Origin of the sequence: Enterobacter cloacae complex sp. Mu1197, assembly GCF_040059225.1 — a bacterium.
Lineage (GTDB): Bacteria > Pseudomonadota > Gammaproteobacteria > Enterobacterales > Enterobacteriaceae > Enterobacter > Enterobacter quasiroggenkampii.
Window position 1 is genome coordinate 723784 of record NZ_CP157375.1, and the last position, 18697, is coordinate 742480.

Below are 18697 nucleotides of genomic sequence, written 5' to 3' on the forward strand. Positions count from 1 at the left end.
GCCAGCAATATTAAAAAATTTCTGTATCTTTACTCTGCCGCCAGTCGACGAAAGATTAAGCTTTCCGTATAGTGGCGGCAATTTTTTGCATCCGGGAAATTTTCAATGATCAGTCTGATTGCAGCGCTGGCGGTGGACCGCGTTATCGGTATGGAAAATGCCATGCCGTGGAACCTGCCTGCCGATCTTGCATGGTTTAAACGTACTACGTTAAACAAGCCGGTAGTGATGGGCCGCCTGACCTGGGAGTCGATTGGTCGTCCATTGCCGGGCCGTAAAAATATCGTTATCAGTAGCCAGCCGGGTACTGACGATCGTGTCGAATGGGTAAAATCCGTCGACGAGGCGATTGCTGCATGCGGCAATGCCGAAGAGATCATGGTAATTGGCGGCGGGCGCGTGTACGAGCAGTTCCTGCCTAAAGCGCAGAAGCTGTATCTGACCCATATTGATGCGGAAGTGGAAGGGGATACCCATTTCCCGGACTACGATCCGGACGAGTGGGAATCGGTATTTAGCGAATTCCACGATGCGGATGCACAGAACTCTCACAGCTACTGCTTCGAGATCCTGGAACGTCGTTAAGTGCTTTGCCCTCTCCCGCCCGGGAGAGGGCATGATTCAGGAGGCGACGGCCTCACTTTCCCCTAAGTCCAGCTGTCGGTTGGACGGCTGAACAAAGTAAGCTTTATCTTCCCAGCGTAAGCAGGTTAACTCTCCGCCCCAGCAGCATCCGGTATCCAGACCGTAAATCCCTTCCGGCGTCCCTTTTCCTTCCAGTGCAGCCCAGTGACCAAATACCACGCTGTACTCGCTGGTCACCGGTCCCGGAATGGCAAACCACGGTTTGAGCGGGGCCGGTGCGCTTTCCGGCGTCTCTTTGGAATACATGTCCAGCTGTCCGTTCGGGAAGCAGAAACGCATGCGGGTGAAGGCGTTCGTGATAAAGCGCAGACGGGCGAGACCGCTGAGATCCTCGCTCCAGTGGTTCGGCATGTCGCCGTACATGGCATCGAGGAAGAAAGGATACGAGTCGCTTGCCAGCACCGCCTCAACGTCACGCGCACAGGTTTTCGCTGTTTCAAGATCCCATTGTGGCGTGATCCCAGCATGCGCCATGACCAGCTTTTTCTCTTCGTCGACCTGCAGCAGGGGCTGACGGCGCAGCCAGTTAATCAGATCGTCCGCGTCCGGCGCTTCCAGCAGCGGGGTGAGGCGATCTTTTGGTTTATTGCGGCTGATCCCGGCGAACACTGCCAGCAGATGCAGATCGTGATTGCCCAACACCATGCGCACCCTGTCGCCCAGCGATTTGACGAAACGTAATACCTCAAGCGAGCCGGGGCCACGTGCGACTAAATCGCCCGTCAGCCAGAGCGTGTCCTGTTCTGGCGTAAAGTCGACCTGTTTTAATAATGCGATCAGTTCATCGTAGCAACCGTGAACGTCGCCAATCAGATATGTAGACATTAGATTAATGAATAAGTGTGGTTACGGCGAGACGGAACACGGGAATGGCAACGCGGAAGCCATTGCCATCGACATCGACCATTTCATAATGGCCTTGCATGGTACCCATCGGCGTTTCAATCACCGCGCCGCTGGTGTACTGGTACTCTTCGCCAGGGGCGATGTGGGGCTGTTCACCGACCACACCTTCCCCCTGAACTTCGATTTCGCGGCCATTGCCGTTGGTGATAAGCCAGTAGCGTCCGCGCAGCTGCACGGGCGTCCGCCCCAGGTTGCGAATGGTCACGGTGTAAGCAAAGACAAAGCGTTCTTCGTCCGGCGAGGACTGTGATTCAACATAGACGCTTTGTACATGGACACATACGCGGGGCGAATCAATCATGGCTTAACTCTCCTTCGGCGGCGCATTTTCGCTGATGTAATTAGCCAGCTTGCAGTACTGCTCTACGGAAATGTTCTCCGCACGCATTGCCGGGTCGATCCCCAGTTCAGCTAATACCTCAACGGTGAATGAATTGCTGAGGCTGTTACGGATCGTTTTACGACGCTGGTTAAAGGCTTCAGTGGTAATGCGGCTCAGTACACGCAGATCTTTAACCGGGTACGGTTTCGTTTTGTGCGGCACAAGGCGCACAACCGCTGAATCCACTTTCGGTGGTGGTGTGAACGCTGACGGCGGTACTTCGAGTACCGGGATCACGTTGCAGTAATATTGTGCCATCACGCTTAAACGACCATACGCTTTACTGTTCGGGCCTGCAACCAGACGGTTAACCACTTCTTTTTGCAACATGAAGTGCATATCGGCAATGGCATCAGTATAGCTAAAGAGGTGGAACATGAGCGGCGTGGAGATGTTATACGGCAGGTTGCCGAATACGCGCAGCGGCTGGCCCATTTTTTCCGACAGCTCGCCGAAGTTCATGGTCATGGCGTCCTGCTGATAAATGGTCAGCTTCGGCCCGAGGAACGGGTGCGTTTGCAGGCGTGCGGCCAGATCGCGGTCCAGTTCGATGACGGTCAGTTCGTCGAGGCGTTCGCCTACCGGCTCGGTCAGTGCGGCAAGGCCCGGGCCGATTTCGACCATCGCCTGGCCTTTTTGTGGATTAATAGCCGAGACAATGCTTTCGATCACGAACTGATCGTTAAGGAAGTTTTGCCCGAAACGTTTACGGGCTAAGTGGCCCTGATGGACTCGATTAGTCATTGAGTATTAACAATCATTTTGATGGCGAGATTAAGCGCCGTAATAAAACTGCCGACATCCGCTTTCCCCTGGCCTGCCAGATCCAGCGCAGTACCGTGGTCAACGGACGTTCGAATAAAGGGTAAACCGAGGGTGATATTCACCCCGCGGCCAAAGCCCTGGTATTTTAGCACGGGCAGGCCCTGATCGTGGTACATCGCGAGCACGGCGTCGGCATTATCCAGGTATTTCGGCTGGAAAAGGGTATCAGCAGGCAGCGGACCGCTGAGGTTCATTCCCTTCGCCCGCATTTCGTTGAGTACCGGAATGATGGTGTCGATCTCTTCGGTGCCCATGTGCCCGCCTTCGCCCGCGTGCGGATTCAGGCCACAAACCAGCACATGCGGCTGCGGGATCCCAAATTTTGTCTGCAGATCGTGATGCAAAATCCCGATGATCTCGCGCAGGAGATCGGGGGTGATCGCATCCGGAATCGCTTTGATCGGCAGATGGGTGGTCACCAGGGCAACGCGCATCGCTTCGGTCGCCAGCATCATCACCACTTTCGGACTGTGCGATCGCTCTTCGAAGAACTCCGTATGCCCGGTAAACGGTATGCCCGCTTCGTTGATCACGCCTTTGTGGACGGGGCCGGTAATCAGGGCGGCAAATTCGCCCTTCAGGCAACCGTCGCAGGCGCGCGCAAGGGTTTCAACCACATAGTGGCCGTTTTCCGTGCTGAGCTGGCCAGGAATGACCGGCGTACGAAGGGGAACAGAAAGAAGGGTGAGGGTACCGGCTTGCTGCGGTGCAGGCTGTTGGCCTTCAACGTAAGGGATGAGCGTTAAAGGCAGACCGAGCAGCGTTGCCCGGTCCTGTAACAGTGTTGCATCCGCGCAGACAACCAGTTCTACTGGCCAGCTGCGCTGGGCGAGCTGGACAACGAGGTCAGGCCCAATCCCGGCGGGTTCGCCGGGCGTGATAACAACACGATGCTGTTTCATTAGTTGCTCAGCACTTTCACGTAAGCACTGGCGCGTTGTTCCTGCATCCAGGTGGCTGCTTCTTCAGAGAACTTACGGTTAAACAGCATACGGTAGGCTCTGTCTTTCTGCGCCGCATCCGTTTTATCAACGTTACGGGTGTCCATCAGCTCGATCAGATGCCAGCCAAACGAAGAGTGGACCGGTGCGCTGATCTGGCCCTTGTTCAGCTTCATCAACGCATCGCGGAAGGCGGGATCGTAAATATCCGCTGCCGCCCAGCCCAGATCGCCGCCCTGGTTAGCAGAGCCTGGATCCTGAGAGAACTCTTTTGCTGCATTGGCAAACGAGGTTTTACCGCTCTTAATGTCTGCTGCAATCTGTTCCAGCTTCGCACGCGCCTGATCGTCAGTCATGATCGGTGACGGTTTCAGCAGAATATGGCGAGCGTGAACTTCGGTAACGGAGATATTTTGGCTCTGGCCGCGCAGATCGTTCACTTTCAGAATGTGGAAGCCCACGCCTGAACGAATTGGACCGACGATATCCCCTTTCTTCGCCGTGCTCAGGGCCTGGGCAAAGATGGATGGCAGCTCCTGAATACGTCCCCAGCCCATCTGGCCGCCTTTCAGCGCCTGCTGGTCTGCGGAGTAGGTGATGGCCAGCTTGCCAAAGTCACCGCCGTTACGCGCCTGTTCGACAATTGAACGCGCCTGACTTTCTGCTTCCGCAGCCTGATCGGACGTTGGATTCTCTGGCAGTGGGATCAGAATGTGGCTCAGATTCAGCTCCGTGCTCGCATCGTTCTGGTTACCCACCTGTTTTGCCAGCGCGTCCACTTCCTGAGGCAGGATAGTGACGCGGCGACGCACTTCGTTGTTACGCACTTCCGAAATCAGCATCTCTTTACGGATCTGATTACGGTAGGTGGCGTAGCTGATGCCGTCATAGGCCAGACGGCTGCGCATCTGGTCTAAAGACATGTTGTTTTGTTTCGCGATGTTAGCGATCGCCTGATCGAGCTGCTCGTCAGTGACCTTCACACCCATTTTCTGCCCCATCTGCAGAACGATCTGATCCATGATCAGACGCTCCAGGATCTGATGGCGCAGCGTGGCGTCATCCGGAAGCTGCTGACCTGCTTCGCCCGAATTGAGCTTCACCGATTTCATCAGACCGTCAACGTCACTTTCAAGCACGACGCCGTTGTTAACCACCGCGGCGACTTTATCAACAACCTGGGGGGCCGCGAAGCTGGTATTCGCAACCATAGCGACACCGAGCAGCAGCGTTTTCCAGTTCTTCATACTTTTTCCATTTCAATTAACCGCAAAGCGGATTACGTTGCAAATCAAGCACATTACAAGGAACTGCGGTAAGGCAGAATATTCGAGCGCAGCATTTTCTGCGTACCCAGACCGTAGTTGGAACTCAGGCCGCGTAACTCGAAGTTAAAGCCAATCACGTTATCGTATTTGCTTTGATTGTTTTCCCAGCCGTTAAGCTTACGTTCGTAACCGACACGCAGCGCGTAGCAGCAGGAGTTATATTGCAGCCCCACCATCTGGTCAGCAGCTTTATTCGCGTTAGTGTCAAAGTAGTAAGCGCCTACGATTGACCAACGGTCGGCGATGGGCCAACTCGCTGCCGCACCGACCTGAGAAATACCATCCGAATATTGTGGCGATTTCCAGTAGTTGATGCTGTTCTGATCATTGCTTTTCGGTAGCGTTGCCTGAATATATTCTGGGCTAGCGTAACGATAGCTTACCTGAATCATACGATCTTCATCGCGACGATACTCTATGGCTGCACTACTGTTAGCAACGTTGTCGAGACGCGTGTCATACTGCACACCGCCACGCAGGCCCCAACGGTCAGTCATACGCCAGTAGGTATCTCCCGCCCACACTATCGATCCCGTTTTGTTGTCTTTCTCCCACTGAATATTGTCATCGCCCGTGCGAGACTCTGTGAAGTAGTAGATTTGACCCACAGAAACGTTAAAACGTTCAACGGCGGCATCATCATAAACACGTGTTGTGACGCCGGTCGTTAACTGGTTCGCTGAGGCGATGCGGTCCAGACCGCCGTAAGTACGGTCGCGGAACAGCCCACTGTAGTCAGACTGCAGTAAAGAGGAGTCGTAGTTTTGAATGTTGCTCTGATCGCGGTATGGCACGTACAAATACTGCATACGCGGTTCAAGCGTCTGGGTATACCCATCCGCCAGCAGGGCCATATCACGCTCGAAGATCAGCTTACCGTCCATTTTAAACTGCGGGAGCGTTCGGTTAACCGACTCTTCCAGATGTGCACTGTTCGTTGCGTTGTAATTATCGAGATTTTTTTGCTGATAGTGCGTTGCCATCAGCTTGGCTTCGGTATTCAGGCTTGCCCAGTCGTTAGACCACGGCAGATTGATCGTCGGCTCCAGGTGAACACGCGTGGCTTCAGGCATGTCCGAATCCGTGTTCACGAAATGCACCGCCTGAGCGTAAACCCGGGTGTCGAAGGGACCTACATCATTCTGGTACCAGTTGACGTCCAGCTGTGGCTCAGCGCCATAGGTAGGCGTGGACTGGTCAGAAAACACCTGGAATTTCTTGGTCGAGACGGTTGCATCAAAGTTCTGCACCGCATAGCCTACGCTGAATTTCTGCGTGGCATAGCCATCGGTACTCGAGCCGTATTTGGACGAGAAGTCATTAAAATAAGCCGAATCGCTGACTTTGGTGTAGTCAACATTAAAGCGCCACACCTGATCCATCACCCCGGAATGCTGCCAGTAGTACAGCCAACGGTGACGGTTATCACCCGAGACGTTTCTGGCGTCGTCCTTGTAAACGTTATCCGACGGCAGATAATCCAGCTCCATCAGACCCGCACCGGCGTGGGTCAGATAGCGGAATTCGTTCTCCCACATGACGTTGCCGCGCTTGTGGATATAGTGCGGCGTGATCGTCGCATCCATGTTGGGCGCGATATTCCAGTAATACGGCAGGTAGAACTCAAAGTAGTTCGTGGTGCTGTATTTGGCATTCGGGATCAGGAAACCGGAGCGACGTTTGTCACCCACGGGAAGCTGCAAATAAGGGCTGTAGAATATGGGTACCGGACCCACTTTGAAGCGGGCATTCCAGATCTCAGCGACCTGCTCTTCGCGGTCATGGATAACCTCGCTCCCGACCACGCTCCAGGTATTTGAACCCGGCAGACACGACGTGAACGTGCCATTTTCCAGGATGGTATAGCGGTTTTCTCCGCGCTGTTTCATCAGGTCTGCGTCACCGCGCCCCTGGCGACCCACCATCTGGTAATCACCTTTCCAGACGTTAGTGTCTTTCGTATTCAGGTTTGACCAGGCTTTCGGACCTTTCAGGATGACCTGATTGTCGTCATAGTGCACATTACCCAGCGCATCCACCGTGCGTACCGGCTCGGCCGCGCCTTCCGGCTGCTTCTGGTGCAACTGCACTTCATCTGCCTGCAGGCGGCTATTGCCCTGATTAATATCGACATTGCCTGTAAACGTGGCATTGTCAGGGTAAGTCCCTTTTGAACTGTCGGCAGTAATGGTTACCGGCAAGCTATTGGTATCGCCACTCACCAGTGGGCGATTATAACTTGGGACGCCAAGCATACACTGCGAGGCGAGATCGGCCGCCAGCCCCTGTTGACTGTACAGGGCGGTGCCAATCATTGTGGCCAGGAGGGTGGGGATACGTTTTTTCATACGTTGTATTTTATTGTTCCGTCATCAGTGGCTACGGCTTACAAACGCTCAGAGACTATCTTACTCATCTGCGCAGTACCAGCGTTAATCCTGCCCGTTTGCGTGCCAGAGTGTTAGGCTCGCTATCGAATGACGAGTATGATAAAGCAAATTATAGGCGATGTCCTTCAATTGACCGTGACTTGAACACAGTGATGATGACGTTGCGTCGGCCAGGAATATGACTATCCGGGGAGTATATGCAGTATTGGGGTAAAATAATCGGCGTTGCGTTCGCCATCATCATGGGTGCCGGGTTCTGGGGAATAGTGCTGGGGCTTATTATTGGCCATATGTTTGATAAGGCGCGCAGCCGCAAAATGGCCTGGTTTGCCAATCAGCGCGAGCGTCAGTCACTCTTTTTCTCCACCACTTTTGAGGTGATGGGGCATTTAACCAAATCCAAAGGCCGCGTTACGGAAGCCGATATTCAGATTGCCAGCGTCTTTATGGACCGCATGAATCTGCACGGTGACTCCCGCCTGGAGGCGCAAAATGCGTTTCGCATCGGGAAATCCGATAACTATCCGCTTCGCGAAAAAATGCGTCAGTTCCGCAGCATCTGCTTCGGCCGTTTTGATTTAATTCGGATGTTTCTGGAAATTCAGATTCAGGCGGCCTTCGCCGACGGCTCGCTTCACCCTAACGAGCGCGATGTTTTATACGTGATTGCGGAAGAGCTGGGCATCTCCCGTATGCAGTTCGACCAGTTCCTGCGCATGATGCAGGGCGGGGCGCAGTTTGGCGGCGGCTATCACCAGCAGTCATCTGGCGGTGCCTGGCAGCAGGCGCAGCGTGGTCCGACGCTGGAAGATGCCTGTAACGTACTTGGCGTAAAGCCTTCTGACGATCAGACCACGATCAAACGTGCCTATCGTAAGCTGATGAGCGAGCACCATCCGGACAAGCTGGTCGCGAAAGGCTTACCGCCGGAAATGATGGAGATGGCGAAGCAAAAGGCGCAGGAAATTCAGAAAGCGTACGAACTGATTAAAGAGAAGAAAGGCTTTAAATAAGAAAAAGCCCGACGGTGTCGGGTTTTTTTTTAGAAATCCACCGGTGCTTTAAACGTCATCGCGTTACCGAAGGCCGGATGGGTGATGGTAAGCGTCTGCGCGTGCAGCTGCAGACGTGGCGCTAAGGCCAGCGCTTCAGGCGGCGCGTAAAACCGGTCGCCCAGAATTGGATGACCCAGGGCAAGCATATGCACACGCAGCTGGTGTGAGCGTCCGGTAATCGGCTTAAGCAGGACGCGCGCGGTATTATCCGGCGCGTATTCCAGCACTTCATACTCGGTCTGCGCGGCCTTGCCGGTTTCGTAGCACACCTTCTGCTTTGGCCGGTTTGGCCAGTCGCAGATCAGCGGTAAATCCACCAGCCCTTCCGCCTGCGCGGGGTGACCCCAGACGCGGGCGACATACTGCTTTTTCGGCTCGCGCTCGCGGAACTGGCGCTTCAGCTCGCGTTCCGCCGCCTTATTCAGCGCCACCACAATCACGCCGCTGGTCGCCATGTCCAAGCGATGGACAGACTCCGCCTGAGGATGATCGCGCTGAATGCGCGTCATCACGCTGTCTTTGTGCTCATCCAGACGCCCCGGCACGGACAACAGCCCGCTGGGCTTGTTAACCACCATAATGTGTTCATCCTGATACAGAATGACCAGCCAGGGATCCTGCGGCGGATTGTACGGCTCCATCACCATCTTGCGCTCCGGTTACTGATGCGTCACAACGATAAGACGCAGGGCATCCAGACGCCAGCTAGCCTGGTTGAGGCTTTCCAGCACCTGCTGACGGTTGCTTTCAATCGCTGCCAGCTCGTCGTCACGGATGTTAGGGTTCACGGCCTTCAACGCGTCCAGACGCGACAGCTCCGCAGACAGTTTCTCGTCGGCTTCCGCGCGTGCGGCATCAATCAGCGCTCTGGCCGCTTTCTCAATCTGGGTTTCGCCCTGCTGCAGAATAGCGTGCACGTCCTGCTGGACCGCGTTAACCAGCTTGCTGCCGGTATGGCGGTTCACCGCGCTCAGCTGTCGGTTGAAGCTTTCGAACTCGACTTGTCCGGCCAGGTTCGTGCCGTTTTTATCCAGCAGCAGACGGACCGGCGTCGGCGGCAGGAAGCGGTTGAGCTGCAGTTGCTTCGGCGCCTGTGCTTCCACAACGTAAATCAGCTCCAGCAGCAGCGTCCCCACCGGCAGCGCCTTGTTTTTTAACAGGGAGATCGTGCTGCTGCCGGTATCACCGGAGAGGATCAGGTCCAGCCCGTTGCGGATCAGCGGGTGTTCCCAGGTGATGAACTGGGCATCTTCACGGGACAGCGCCACGTCACGCTCGAAGGTGATGGTACAGCCATCTTCCGGCAGGCCAGGGAAATCCGGTACCAGCATGTGATCGGACGGGGTCAGGACTATCAGGTTCTCACCACGATCGTCCTGGTTGATGCCGACGATATCGAACAGGTTCATCGAGAAGCTTATCAGGCTGGTGTCGTCATCCTGCTCTTCGATGCTCTCTGCCAGCGCCTGCGCTTTCTCGCCACCGTTGGAATGAATCTCCAGCAGGCGATCGCGACCCTGTTCCAGCTGCGCTTTCAGCGCGTCGTGCTTCTCACGACAGGACTTAATCAGATCGTCAAAGCCGTCGGTGTTTTCCGGCGCGGCCAGGTAGCCGATCAGATCGCCATGCACCTGATCGTAAATGGTGCGGCCCGTCGGGCAGGTATGTTCAAACGCATCCAGACCTTCGTGGAACCAGCGCACCAGCACGGACTGGGCCGTTTTTTCCAGATATGGCACGTGGATCTGAATATCATGGGCCTGACCGATACGGTCCAGACGGCCGATACGCTGCTCCAGCAGATCGGGGTTAAACGGCAGATCGAACATCACCAGGTTGCTGGCGAACTGGAAGTTACGGCCTTCGGAGCCGATTTCCGAGCACAGCAGAACCTGCGCGCCGCTGTCCTCTTCGCCAAACCACGCCGCGGCACGGTCGCGTTCAACGATGGACATGCCTTCGTGGAACACGGCGGCGCGAATACCTTCACGCTCGCGCAGAACCTGCTCCAGCTGCAGGGCGGTAGCCGCCTTGGCGCAGATCACCAGCACTTTCTGGGAGCGGTGTGCGGTCAGGTAGCCCATCAGCCACTCCACGCGCGGATCGAAGTTCCACCAGGTGCCGGTATCGCCTTCGAACTCCTGGTAGATTTGCTCCGGATAAAGCATGTCGCGGGCACGCTCTTCCTGCGTTTTGCGCGCGCCCATAATGCCGGAGACTTTAATCGCCGTCTGATACTGCGTCGGCAGCGGCAGTTTAATGGTGTGCAGCTCGCGTTTCGGGAACCCTTTCACGCCGTTACGGGTGTTACGGAACAGCACGCGGCTGGTGCCGTGGCGATCCATCAGCATGTCGATCAGCTCTTTGCGCGCGGATTCCGCGTTGTCGCTCTCGCTGTTCGCAGCCTGCAAAAGCGGCTCGATATCCTGCTCGCCGATCAGATCGCTCAGGGTGTTGAGTTCGTCATTAGAAAGACGCTTGCCCGCCAGCAGCAGTGCGACGGCATCCGCCACCGGACGGTAGTTATTCTGTTCTTCCACAAACTGCTCAAAATCGTGGAAACGGTTGGGATCAAGCAGGCGCAGACGGGCGAAGTGGCTTTCGAGACCCAGCTGTTCCGGCGTTGCGGTCAGCAGCAGGACGCCAGGCACGCGTTCGGCAAGCTGCTCGATAGCCATATATTCGCGGCTCGGCGCATCTTCGCTCCAGACCAGGTGGTGCGCTTCGTCGACCACCATCAGGTCCCACTCGGCATCGCACAGATGCTCAAGACGCTGCTTGCTGCGGCGCACGAAGTCCAGGGAGCAAATCACAAGCTGTTCGGTTTCAAACGGGTTGTCCGCATCGTGCTGCGCTTCGGCGTAGCGTTCGTCGTCGAACAGAGAGAAACGCAGGTTGAAGCGGCGCAGCATCTCAACCAGCCACTGGTGCTGTAAGGTTTCTGGCACCACGATCAGCACGCGCTCGGCGGCGCCGGAAAGCAGCTGTTGATGCAAGATCATACCCGCTTCAATGGTTTTACCCAGGCCCACTTCATCTGCCAGCAGCACGCGTGGCGCGTGGCGACGACCCACGTCATGGGCGATGTTCAGCTGGTGGGGGATCAGGCTGGTGCGCTGGCCGCGCAGGCCGCTCCACGGCATGCGGTACTGTTCACTCTGGAACTTACGCGCGCGATAGCGCAGCGAGAAGCGATCCATACGGTCGATTTGCCCGGCAAACAGGCGGTCCTGCGGCTTGCTGAACACCAGCTTGCTGTCGAGCAGCACTTCGCGCAGGATGACATTGGCCTCGTCGGTGTCCAGGCGAGTGCCGATGTAGGCGAGCAGTCCATTCTCTTCTTTTACGTCTTCAATCTTGAGCTGCCAGCCGTCATGGCTGGTCACGGTGTCACCCGGATTAAACATCACGCGGGTTACAGGGGAGTCATTGCGAGCGTACAGGCGGTTTTCACCAGTGGCAGGGAAGAGGAGGGTAACCATGCGCGCATCAACGGCAACGACGGTTCCTAATCCAAGTTCGCTTTCTGTATCGCTGATCCAGCGTTGACCAAGTGTAAAAGGCATAGTTGTTCGGCTCTAATCTTTAATTGCAGGCAATAGTTCGACCACCGTCAAAAAAGACGGTCATCGAAAAATGGGTCCGGGAATGGAAAGGGCGCTATGGTACTGGATGGCAGCCATTTCGTCACGTGTCAAAATAGGCCAAGTTGCCCTGTAACCAGTGTAGCAAAGTCGTCGTCGATGAAGGGCAAAATTCCGTCGGCAACCGGCTGAAGCTGACGCGTCAGATAGTGTTCGTAATCCAGAGGCGAATGCTGATAATCCACCGGTTCCGGACCGTTTATCGTCCAGACGTATTTGATGGTACCCCGGTTCTGATACTGCGGCGCGCGGCCGCGGCGGACATTTTCGTCGTCCGCAAGGCGCGCGGCGCGCACGTGCGGAGGAACGTTGCGCTGGTACTCCGCGAGCGGGCGGCGCAGGCGTTTGCGGTACACCAGCTGCGCGTCAAGCTCGCCCGCCATCAGGCTGGCTATCGTCTCGCGCACGTAGTCCTGATACGGTTCATTGCGAAACACCCGCAGATAGAGCGTTTGCTGGAACTGCTGCGCCAGCGGCGTCCAGTCGGTACGTACCGTCTCGAGCCCTTTAAAAACCATCCGCTGCGCGTCGCCGTCCTGAATCAGCCCGGCGTAGCGTTTCTTGCTGCCCTGATCGGTACCGCGAATGGTGGGCATTAAAAAGCGGGCGAAATGGGTTTCAAATTCCAGCTCCAGCGCGCTGGTTAACCGCGCTTTCTGCAGATGTTCCTGCCACCAGTCGTTCACGAAGGCGACCAGCGCTTTGCCGATTTGCGCGGCGTCTTCTTCTGAATGCGCGCCCTTAAGCCACACAAAGGTGGAGTCGGTGTCACCGTAGATGACGTCATAGCCCCGGGACTCAATCAGCGCTTTGGTCTGACGCATGATCTCGTGCCCACGCATGGTGATCGACGACGCCAGACGCGGGTCGAAGAAGCGGCAGGCGCTGGTACCCAGCACGCCGTAGAAGGCGTTCATGATGATTTTCAGCGCCTGAGAAAGGGGCTTGTTGCCGTGGCGCTTGGCCTCATCGCGGCCGTGCCAGATGTTTCCCACGATGTCGGGCAGGCAGTGTTTTTCCCGCGAGAAGCGTGCGCCGAGGAAGCCTTCGGTGCTGTGTTCATCATCCGGCTGGGCCAGGCCCTCAACCAGCCCGACGGGATCGATCAGGAAGGTGCGAATTATCGACGGGTAGAGGCTTTTGTAGTCCAGCACCAGAACGGAATCATACAATCCTGGCCGGGAATCCATGACGTAGCCGCCGGGGCTGGCCTGCGGCGGCACCTCCCCGAGGTTAGGGGCGACATATCCTGCCCGGTGCATTCGGGGAAAGTAGAGATGGCTAAAGGCGGCAACCGATCCACCATGCCTGTCGACCGCAAGGCCGTTCACCGTCGCGCGCTCCAGCAGGAAGGGCATAATTTCGGTTTTGTGGAAAATCTGCGTGACCAGCTCGCAATCTTTCAGGTTATAGGTGGCGAGCGCGGGCTTGTCTTCGTTAAAGCGCCGGTCGATCTCGTCCATTCTGTCCCAGGGGTTGTCGATGGATTTGCCTTCGCCAAGCAGCTCCTGCGCCACCGCTTCGAGGGCGAATGATGAGAAGTTCCAGAAGGCGGACTTGAGCGCCTCAATGCCGTCGATAATCAGGCGACCGTTCGCCTGGGCGAAGAAAACGCCGTTCTTAAAACCGTGCTCGCGCCATTCCAGCTCGCTGTTGCCGCGCCCGAGCATCAGCGGGATGCGGTAACGCTCGGCGTGTTTTTGCAGCACGCGCAGGTCGAACTGCACCACGTTCCAGCCGATCAGGACGTCGGGATCGTAGTCGGCAAACCACTGGTTAAGCTTCTCGAGCAGCTGCGGGCGGCTGTTGACGTACTCAAGCCGGAAATCCAGCGCGGAGGCATCACCATTCGGCGGTCCGAGCATATAGACAACCCGATCGCCGCAGCCTTCCAGGCCTATGCAGTACAGTTCGCCGTGGCGGGTGGTTTCGATATCCAGGGAGACCCACTTCAGCGGAGGGCGGTAGTGCGGGTTCGGCTTCAGCCGCGCGTTAACGAGGCTGCCGTTGTGCGCGGTGCCGTCGACCCAGACGGGCGCGGTAATAAACCGCTCCATCAGAAAGCGCTCCGGTGGGCGGATGTCGGCTTCATAGAGCGTCACGCCCGCTTCGCGAAGCAGTTTTTCATAGCGCATCAGCTGACGATGGGCGCGACAGTAGAGGCCATAAACCGGTTGACGGTGGAAATCTTTCAGCTCAAGCGGGGTAATGCGCCAGCCGTTTTCACCGCGCAGCAGCTGTTTCACTTTTTCGACGTGCGCTTCTGAAATAAACGCCACGGACTCCTGCGGCGGCAGCATCACCTGCAGCGGGCCGTTGTCCGTTGCCAGCCAGAATTCAACCTCGGTGCCCTGAGGCGTATCCCGCCAGTGTCGGGTCAGTAAAAAGCCTTCTTGCGCCTGCGCCACGCCGTTATCCCAGAAAACAAAACCAGGCCTGATTATAGCCTGGTTGAGGTAGGTTTGCTGGGGTTTTATACAGTGCCTGTTTCGCCGGATGGCGCTGCGCTTATCCGGCCTGCAGGTTCCGTAGGCCCGGTAAGCGCAGCGCCACCGGGCAAGGGTTTACTGCCCGTAGTAGGCCTTCGCGCCGTGCTTACGCAGGTAATGCTTATCCAGCAGGGTTTGCTGCATATCCGGCAGCTGCGGCGCCAGCTGGCGACAGAAGATCCCCATATAGGCGATCTCTTCGAGCACGATGGCATTATGCACCGCGTCCTCCGCGTTTTTCCCCCAGGCAAACGGGCCGTGGGAGTGCACCAGCACGCCGGGCATTTGCGCCGCGTCGATTCCCTGTTTTTCGAAGGTCTCAACGATCACGTTACCGGTTTCCCACTCATACTCGCCGTTAATCTCCGCATCGGTCATCAAACGCGTGCAGGGAATGGTGCCGTAAAAGTAGTCCGCGTGGGTGGTGCCGGTCGCCGGGATGGACTGGCCCGCCTGCGCCCAGATGGTGGCATGGCGCGAATGGGTATGCACGATACCGCCGATGGTCGGGAATGATCGATAGAGCAGGCGGTGAGTGGGCGTATCGGATGACGGCTTTTTGTTGCCTTCCACCACTTCACCTGTGTCGATGCTGACAACGACCATATCGTCCGCCGTCATCACCGCGTAATCGACGCCGGAAGGCTTGATCACGAACACGCCTTTATCGCGGTCAACGGCGCTCACGTTGCCCCAGGTCAGGGTGACCAGATTATGTTTCGGCAGCGCCAGGTTGGCTTCAAGTACCTGCCGTTTGAGCTCTTCTAACATTGTTGTCTCCAGTGCCGGATGGCGCTTCGCTTATCCGGCCTACAGGAGCGTAGGCCCGGTAAACGCGGCGCCACCGGGCATTCCGTGCTTTAGCGTTTTGAACCGTAATAGACTTCGTTCCAGCGCAGCGCGTCCTTGAAGGCGGGCAGGCGGGTATCGTTATCAATGACGGTCAATTCGATATCGTGCAGCTCGGCGAACTGACGCATGTCGTTCAGATCCAGCGCGTGGCTGAAGACGGTATGGTGCGCGCCACCGGCCAGGATCCAGGCTTCTGACGCGGTCGGCAGGTCCGGCTGTGCTTTCCACAGGGCGTTGGCGACCGGCAGTTTCGGCAGAGAATGTGGCGTTTCAACCGCATCGACGCAGTTCACCAGCAGGCGGAAACGATCGCCCAGATCGATCAGGCTGGCGTTGATGGCCGGGCCCGTGCGGGTGTTGAAGATCAGACGCGCCGGATCGGCTTTACCGCCGATGCCGAGGTACTGCACGTCGAGAATCGGTTTTTCCTCTACCGCGATGGAAGGACACACTTCCAGCATGTGCGAGCCGAGCACCAGGTCATTGCCGTTCTCGAAGTGGTAGGTGTAGTCCTCCATAAAGGAGGTGCCGCCCTGCAGACCGGTCGACATCACCTTCATGATGCGAAGCAGAGCGGCAGTTTTCCAGTCGCCTTCGCCGGCAAAGCCGTAGCCTTGCTGCATCAGACGTTGTACTGCCAGACCCGGCAGCTGTTTCAGACCGTGGAGATCTTCAAAAGTGGTGGTAAAGGCGTGGAAACCGCCCTGTTGCAGGAAGCGCTTCATGCCCAGTTCGATGCGCGCCGCATCCAGCACGTTCTGACGTTTCTCGCCGTTGATCTGTGCCGCAGGCGTCAGGCGGTAGCTGCTTTCGTACTCGTCCACCAGCGCGCTTACGTCGCCATCGCTGATTTCATTCACCACCTGCACCAGGTCGCCCACGGCCCAGGTATTCACGGAGAAGCCGAACTTGATCTGCGCGGCCACTTTGTCACCGTCGGTGACCGCCACTTCACGCATGTTGTCGCCGAAACGCACCACTTTCAGGTGGCGGGTATCCTGCTTCGAAACCGCCTGGCGCATCCAGGATCCGATACGCTGTTGCGCCTTACCATCCTGCCAGTGGCCGGTGACTACCGCGTGCTGCTGACGCATACGCGCGCCGATGAAGCCGAACTCGCGGCCGCCGTGTGCGGTCTGGTTCAGGTTCATAAAGTCCATGTCGATGCTGTCCCACGGCAGGGAGGCGTTGAACTGGGTATGGAACTGCAGCAGCGGTTTGTTGAGGATAGACAGGCCGTTGATCCACATTTTTGCCGGTGAGAAGGTGTGCAGCCACACCACCAGACCGGCGCATTTATCGTCGTAGTTCGCGTCGCGGCAGATATGGGTAATCTCATCCGGCGTGGTGCCCAGCGGTTTCAGCACCAGCTTGCACGGCAGTTTGGCTTCCGCGTTCAGCGCGTTAACGACGTGCTCCGCGTGTTTCGTTACCTGCTGCAGCGCTTCCGGTCCGTAAAGATGCTGGCTGCCAATCACAAACCACACTTCATAGTTATTAAAAATGGTCATCATCGTGTCCTTAATGGGTCAGGGTTGCCGTAGTGTCCGCGGTGCTTTTGGCCGGGGCGGCGACAGGGAGATAGTGAAGTTCGGCGCTTTTTGCCCACTGCTGGTAGCGCTGATAAAGCTGTTCAAAGCGTTGTGCCTGCTGAGCACGCGGCTGAAGGGTGTTTTCGACGGCGCTCGCCATGTGCTGCTGCGCGGTGGGGATATCCGCATGGACGCCCGCGGCGACGGCGGCGAAAATCGCCGCGCCCAGCGCGCAGCACTGATCGGACGCCACAATCTGCAGCGGACGGTTCAGCACGTCGCAGCAGGCCTGCATGATCACCGGGTTTTTACGGGCGATGCCGCCCAGCGCCATCACGTTATTCACGTCGATGCCCTGCTCGGTGAAGCACTCCATAATGGCGCGGGCACCGAAGGCCGTTGCGGCAATCAGGCCGCCGAACAGCGCGGGCGCGTCGGTCGCGAGGTTGAGATCGGTAATCACCCCTTTCAGGCGCTGGTTGGCAAACGGTGTGCGACGACCGTTAAACCAGTCCAGCACCACCGGGAGGTGATCGAGAGAGGGATTTTTGGCCCAGGCTTCGGTAAGCTGCGGCAGAAGCTGCTTTTTGCTCTCGGCGATCTGGGTTTTCAGTTCAGGATGCGCCGCCGCCAGTCGATCCAGCGGCCAGCCCAGCACGCGGCCAAACCAGGCGTAGATATCGCCAAACGCGGACTGACCGGCCTCCAGACCGATGAAGTCCGGCACCACGCTGCCGTCAACCTGGCCGCAGATGCCTTTTACCGCGCGGTCGCCGACGGTGGCTTTATCCGCCGTCAGGATGTCGCAGGTGGAGGTGCCGATGACTTTGACCAGCGTGTTTGGCTGTGCGCCCGCGCCCACGGCGCCCATATGGCAGTCAAACGCGCCGCCGGAGATCGCCACGTTTTGCGGCAGGCCGAGGCGCGTCGCCCACTCCTCACAGAGGGTGCCGACGGGAATATCGGCGGTAAAGGTGTCGGTAAACAGCGGGTATGTCAGGCTCTTGTTGATGATCGGGTCGAGTTCATCGAAGAAGGCTGCCGGAGGCAGGCCGCCCCAGCTTTCATGCCACAGGGATTTATGCCCGGCGCTGCAGCGACCGCGGCGGATATCCTGTGGGCGCGTGGTGCCGGAGAGCAGAGCAGGCACCCAGTCGCACAACTCAACCCATGACGCTGCAGCCTGCGCAACGGTTGCGTCGGCACGGGTGACGTGCAGGATCTTGGCCCAGAACCATTCGCTGGAATAAATCCCGCCGATGTAGCGCGAGTAGTCCGTTTTGCCCGGCTGATGGCACAGTCGGGTGATGGCTTCGGCCTCTTCCACGGCGGTATGGTCTTTCCACAGCACGAACATGGCGTTCGGGTTGTCGGCAAACTCAGGACGCAGCGCCAGCACGCGGCCATCGGCATCCACAGGGGCAGGCGTGGAGCCGGTACTGTCGACGCCAATCCCAACAATATCCGCCCGCTGGGCGTCGGTCAGTTCGGCCAGAACGGTTTTAATGGCCGCTTCCATCGACTCAATGTAGTCACGCGGGTGATGCCGAAACTGGTTGTTCGGCGCATCGCAGTAGCGCCCCTCTTGCCAGCGCGGGTACCACTCAACGCTGGTTGCTATCTCCTGGCCGGACGTACAGTCCACTGCCAGCGCGCGAACCGAATCGCTGCCAAAATCGAGGCCAATCGCAATTGCCATGGTGTTGCT

The 18697-nt window shown here is 57.4% G+C and carries 14 protein-coding genes; 2 read left to right on the forward strand and 12 right to left on the reverse strand.

The features are described 5' to 3' along the window. The first annotated feature begins 105 nt into the window (after window positions 1-105). The gene (folA, locus tag ABFV38_RS03405) at window positions 106-585 is read left to right on the forward strand and encodes a type 3 dihydrofolate reductase (RefSeq protein WP_008502023.1); all 480 of its coding nucleotides are present in this window, start codon (window positions 106-108) and stop codon (window positions 583-585) included. 36 nt (window positions 586-621) lie between these two features. Here the strand turns inward: folA and apaH are convergent, their stop codons facing one another. Genes apaH through lptD form a run of 6 tightly spaced genes read right to left on the reverse strand, consistent with a single transcriptional unit; the run spans window position 622 to window position 7375 of the window. After that, window positions 622-1470 (reverse strand): bis(5'-nucleosyl)-tetraphosphatase (symmetrical) ApaH, encoded by an 849-nt coding sequence (gene apaH, locus ABFV38_RS03410; protein WP_348958503.1) that lies wholly within the window; start codon window positions 1468-1470, stop codon window positions 622-624. 4 nt (window positions 1471-1474) lie between these two features. After that, window positions 1475-1852, reverse strand: a complete 378-nt coding sequence (gene apaG, locus ABFV38_RS03415) for a Co2+/Mg2+ efflux protein ApaG (RefSeq protein ID WP_032644031.1) — start codon at window positions 1850-1852, stop codon at window positions 1475-1477. A 3-nt stretch (window positions 1853-1855) separates the two neighbouring features. Next, a complete protein-coding gene (gene rsmA, locus ABFV38_RS03420; protein WP_008502020.1) occupies window positions 1856-2677 on the reverse strand; it encodes a 16S rRNA (adenine(1518)-N(6)/adenine(1519)-N(6))-dimethyltransferase RsmA in 822 nt (273 codons plus the stop codon). Then, window positions 2674-3660, reverse strand: a complete 987-nt coding sequence (pdxA, locus tag ABFV38_RS03425; protein WP_045907774.1) for a 4-hydroxythreonine-4-phosphate dehydrogenase PdxA — start codon at window positions 3658-3660, stop codon at window positions 2674-2676. Before pdxA ends, rsmA begins: the two co-directional genes overlap by 4 nt. Beyond that, window positions 3660-4946 (reverse strand): peptidylprolyl isomerase SurA, encoded by a 1287-nt coding sequence (gene surA / locus ABFV38_RS03430; RefSeq protein WP_014882507.1) that lies wholly within the window; start codon window positions 4944-4946, stop codon window positions 3660-3662. Before surA ends, pdxA begins: the two co-directional genes overlap by 1 nt. 53 nt (window positions 4947-4999) lie before the next feature. Then, window positions 5000-7375 carry an LPS assembly protein LptD gene (lptD, locus tag ABFV38_RS03435; protein ID WP_045907776.1) on the reverse strand — a complete coding sequence of 792 codons (2376 nt, stop codon included), beginning with the start codon at window positions 7373-7375 and terminating at the stop codon, window positions 5000-5002. 239 nt (window positions 7376-7614) lie between these two features. On the opposite strand from lptD, the gene djlA reads away from it, so the two are divergent. Beyond that, window positions 7615-8430 (forward strand): co-chaperone DjlA, encoded by an 816-nt coding sequence (gene djlA, locus ABFV38_RS03440; RefSeq protein WP_008502016.1) that lies wholly within the window; start codon window positions 7615-7617, stop codon window positions 8428-8430. A gap of 29 nt (window positions 8431-8459) precedes the next feature. On the opposite strand, the gene rluA is transcribed toward djlA, so the two are convergent. The 6 genes from rluA to araB form a co-directional block, all read right to left on the reverse strand. Next, window positions 8460-9119, reverse strand: a complete 660-nt coding sequence (gene rluA / locus ABFV38_RS03445) for a bifunctional tRNA pseudouridine(32) synthase/23S rRNA pseudouridine(746) synthase RluA (RefSeq protein ID WP_202773936.1) — start codon at window positions 9117-9119, stop codon at window positions 8460-8462. Window positions 9120-9131: 12 nt separating this feature from the next. Further along, window positions 9132-12038: an RNA polymerase-associated protein RapA gene (gene rapA / locus ABFV38_RS03450; RefSeq protein WP_348958508.1), complete on the reverse strand. Its 2907-nt coding sequence runs from the start codon at window positions 12036-12038 to the stop codon at window positions 9132-9134. A gap of 128 nt (window positions 12039-12166) precedes the next feature. Beyond that, a complete protein-coding gene (gene polB / locus ABFV38_RS03455; protein WP_348958510.1) occupies window positions 12167-14524 on the reverse strand; it encodes a DNA polymerase II in 2358 nt (785 codons plus the stop codon). Between the two features lie 156 nt (window positions 14525-14680). Further along, window positions 14681-15376, reverse strand: a complete 696-nt coding sequence (araD, locus tag ABFV38_RS03460) for an L-ribulose-5-phosphate 4-epimerase (protein WP_262778525.1) — start codon at window positions 15374-15376, stop codon at window positions 14681-14683. 89 nt (window positions 15377-15465) lie between these two features. Next, the gene (gene araA / locus ABFV38_RS03465; protein WP_048028527.1) at window positions 15466-16968 is read right to left on the reverse strand and encodes an L-arabinose isomerase; all 1503 of its coding nucleotides are present in this window, start codon (window positions 16966-16968) and stop codon (window positions 15466-15468) included. Between the two features lie 10 nt (window positions 16969-16978). Beyond that, on the reverse strand, window positions 16979-18688 hold the full coding sequence (araB, locus tag ABFV38_RS03470) for a ribulokinase (protein WP_262810384.1): 1710 nt from the start codon (window positions 18686-18688) through the stop codon (window positions 16979-16981). Window positions 18689-18697 lie beyond the last annotated feature (9 nt).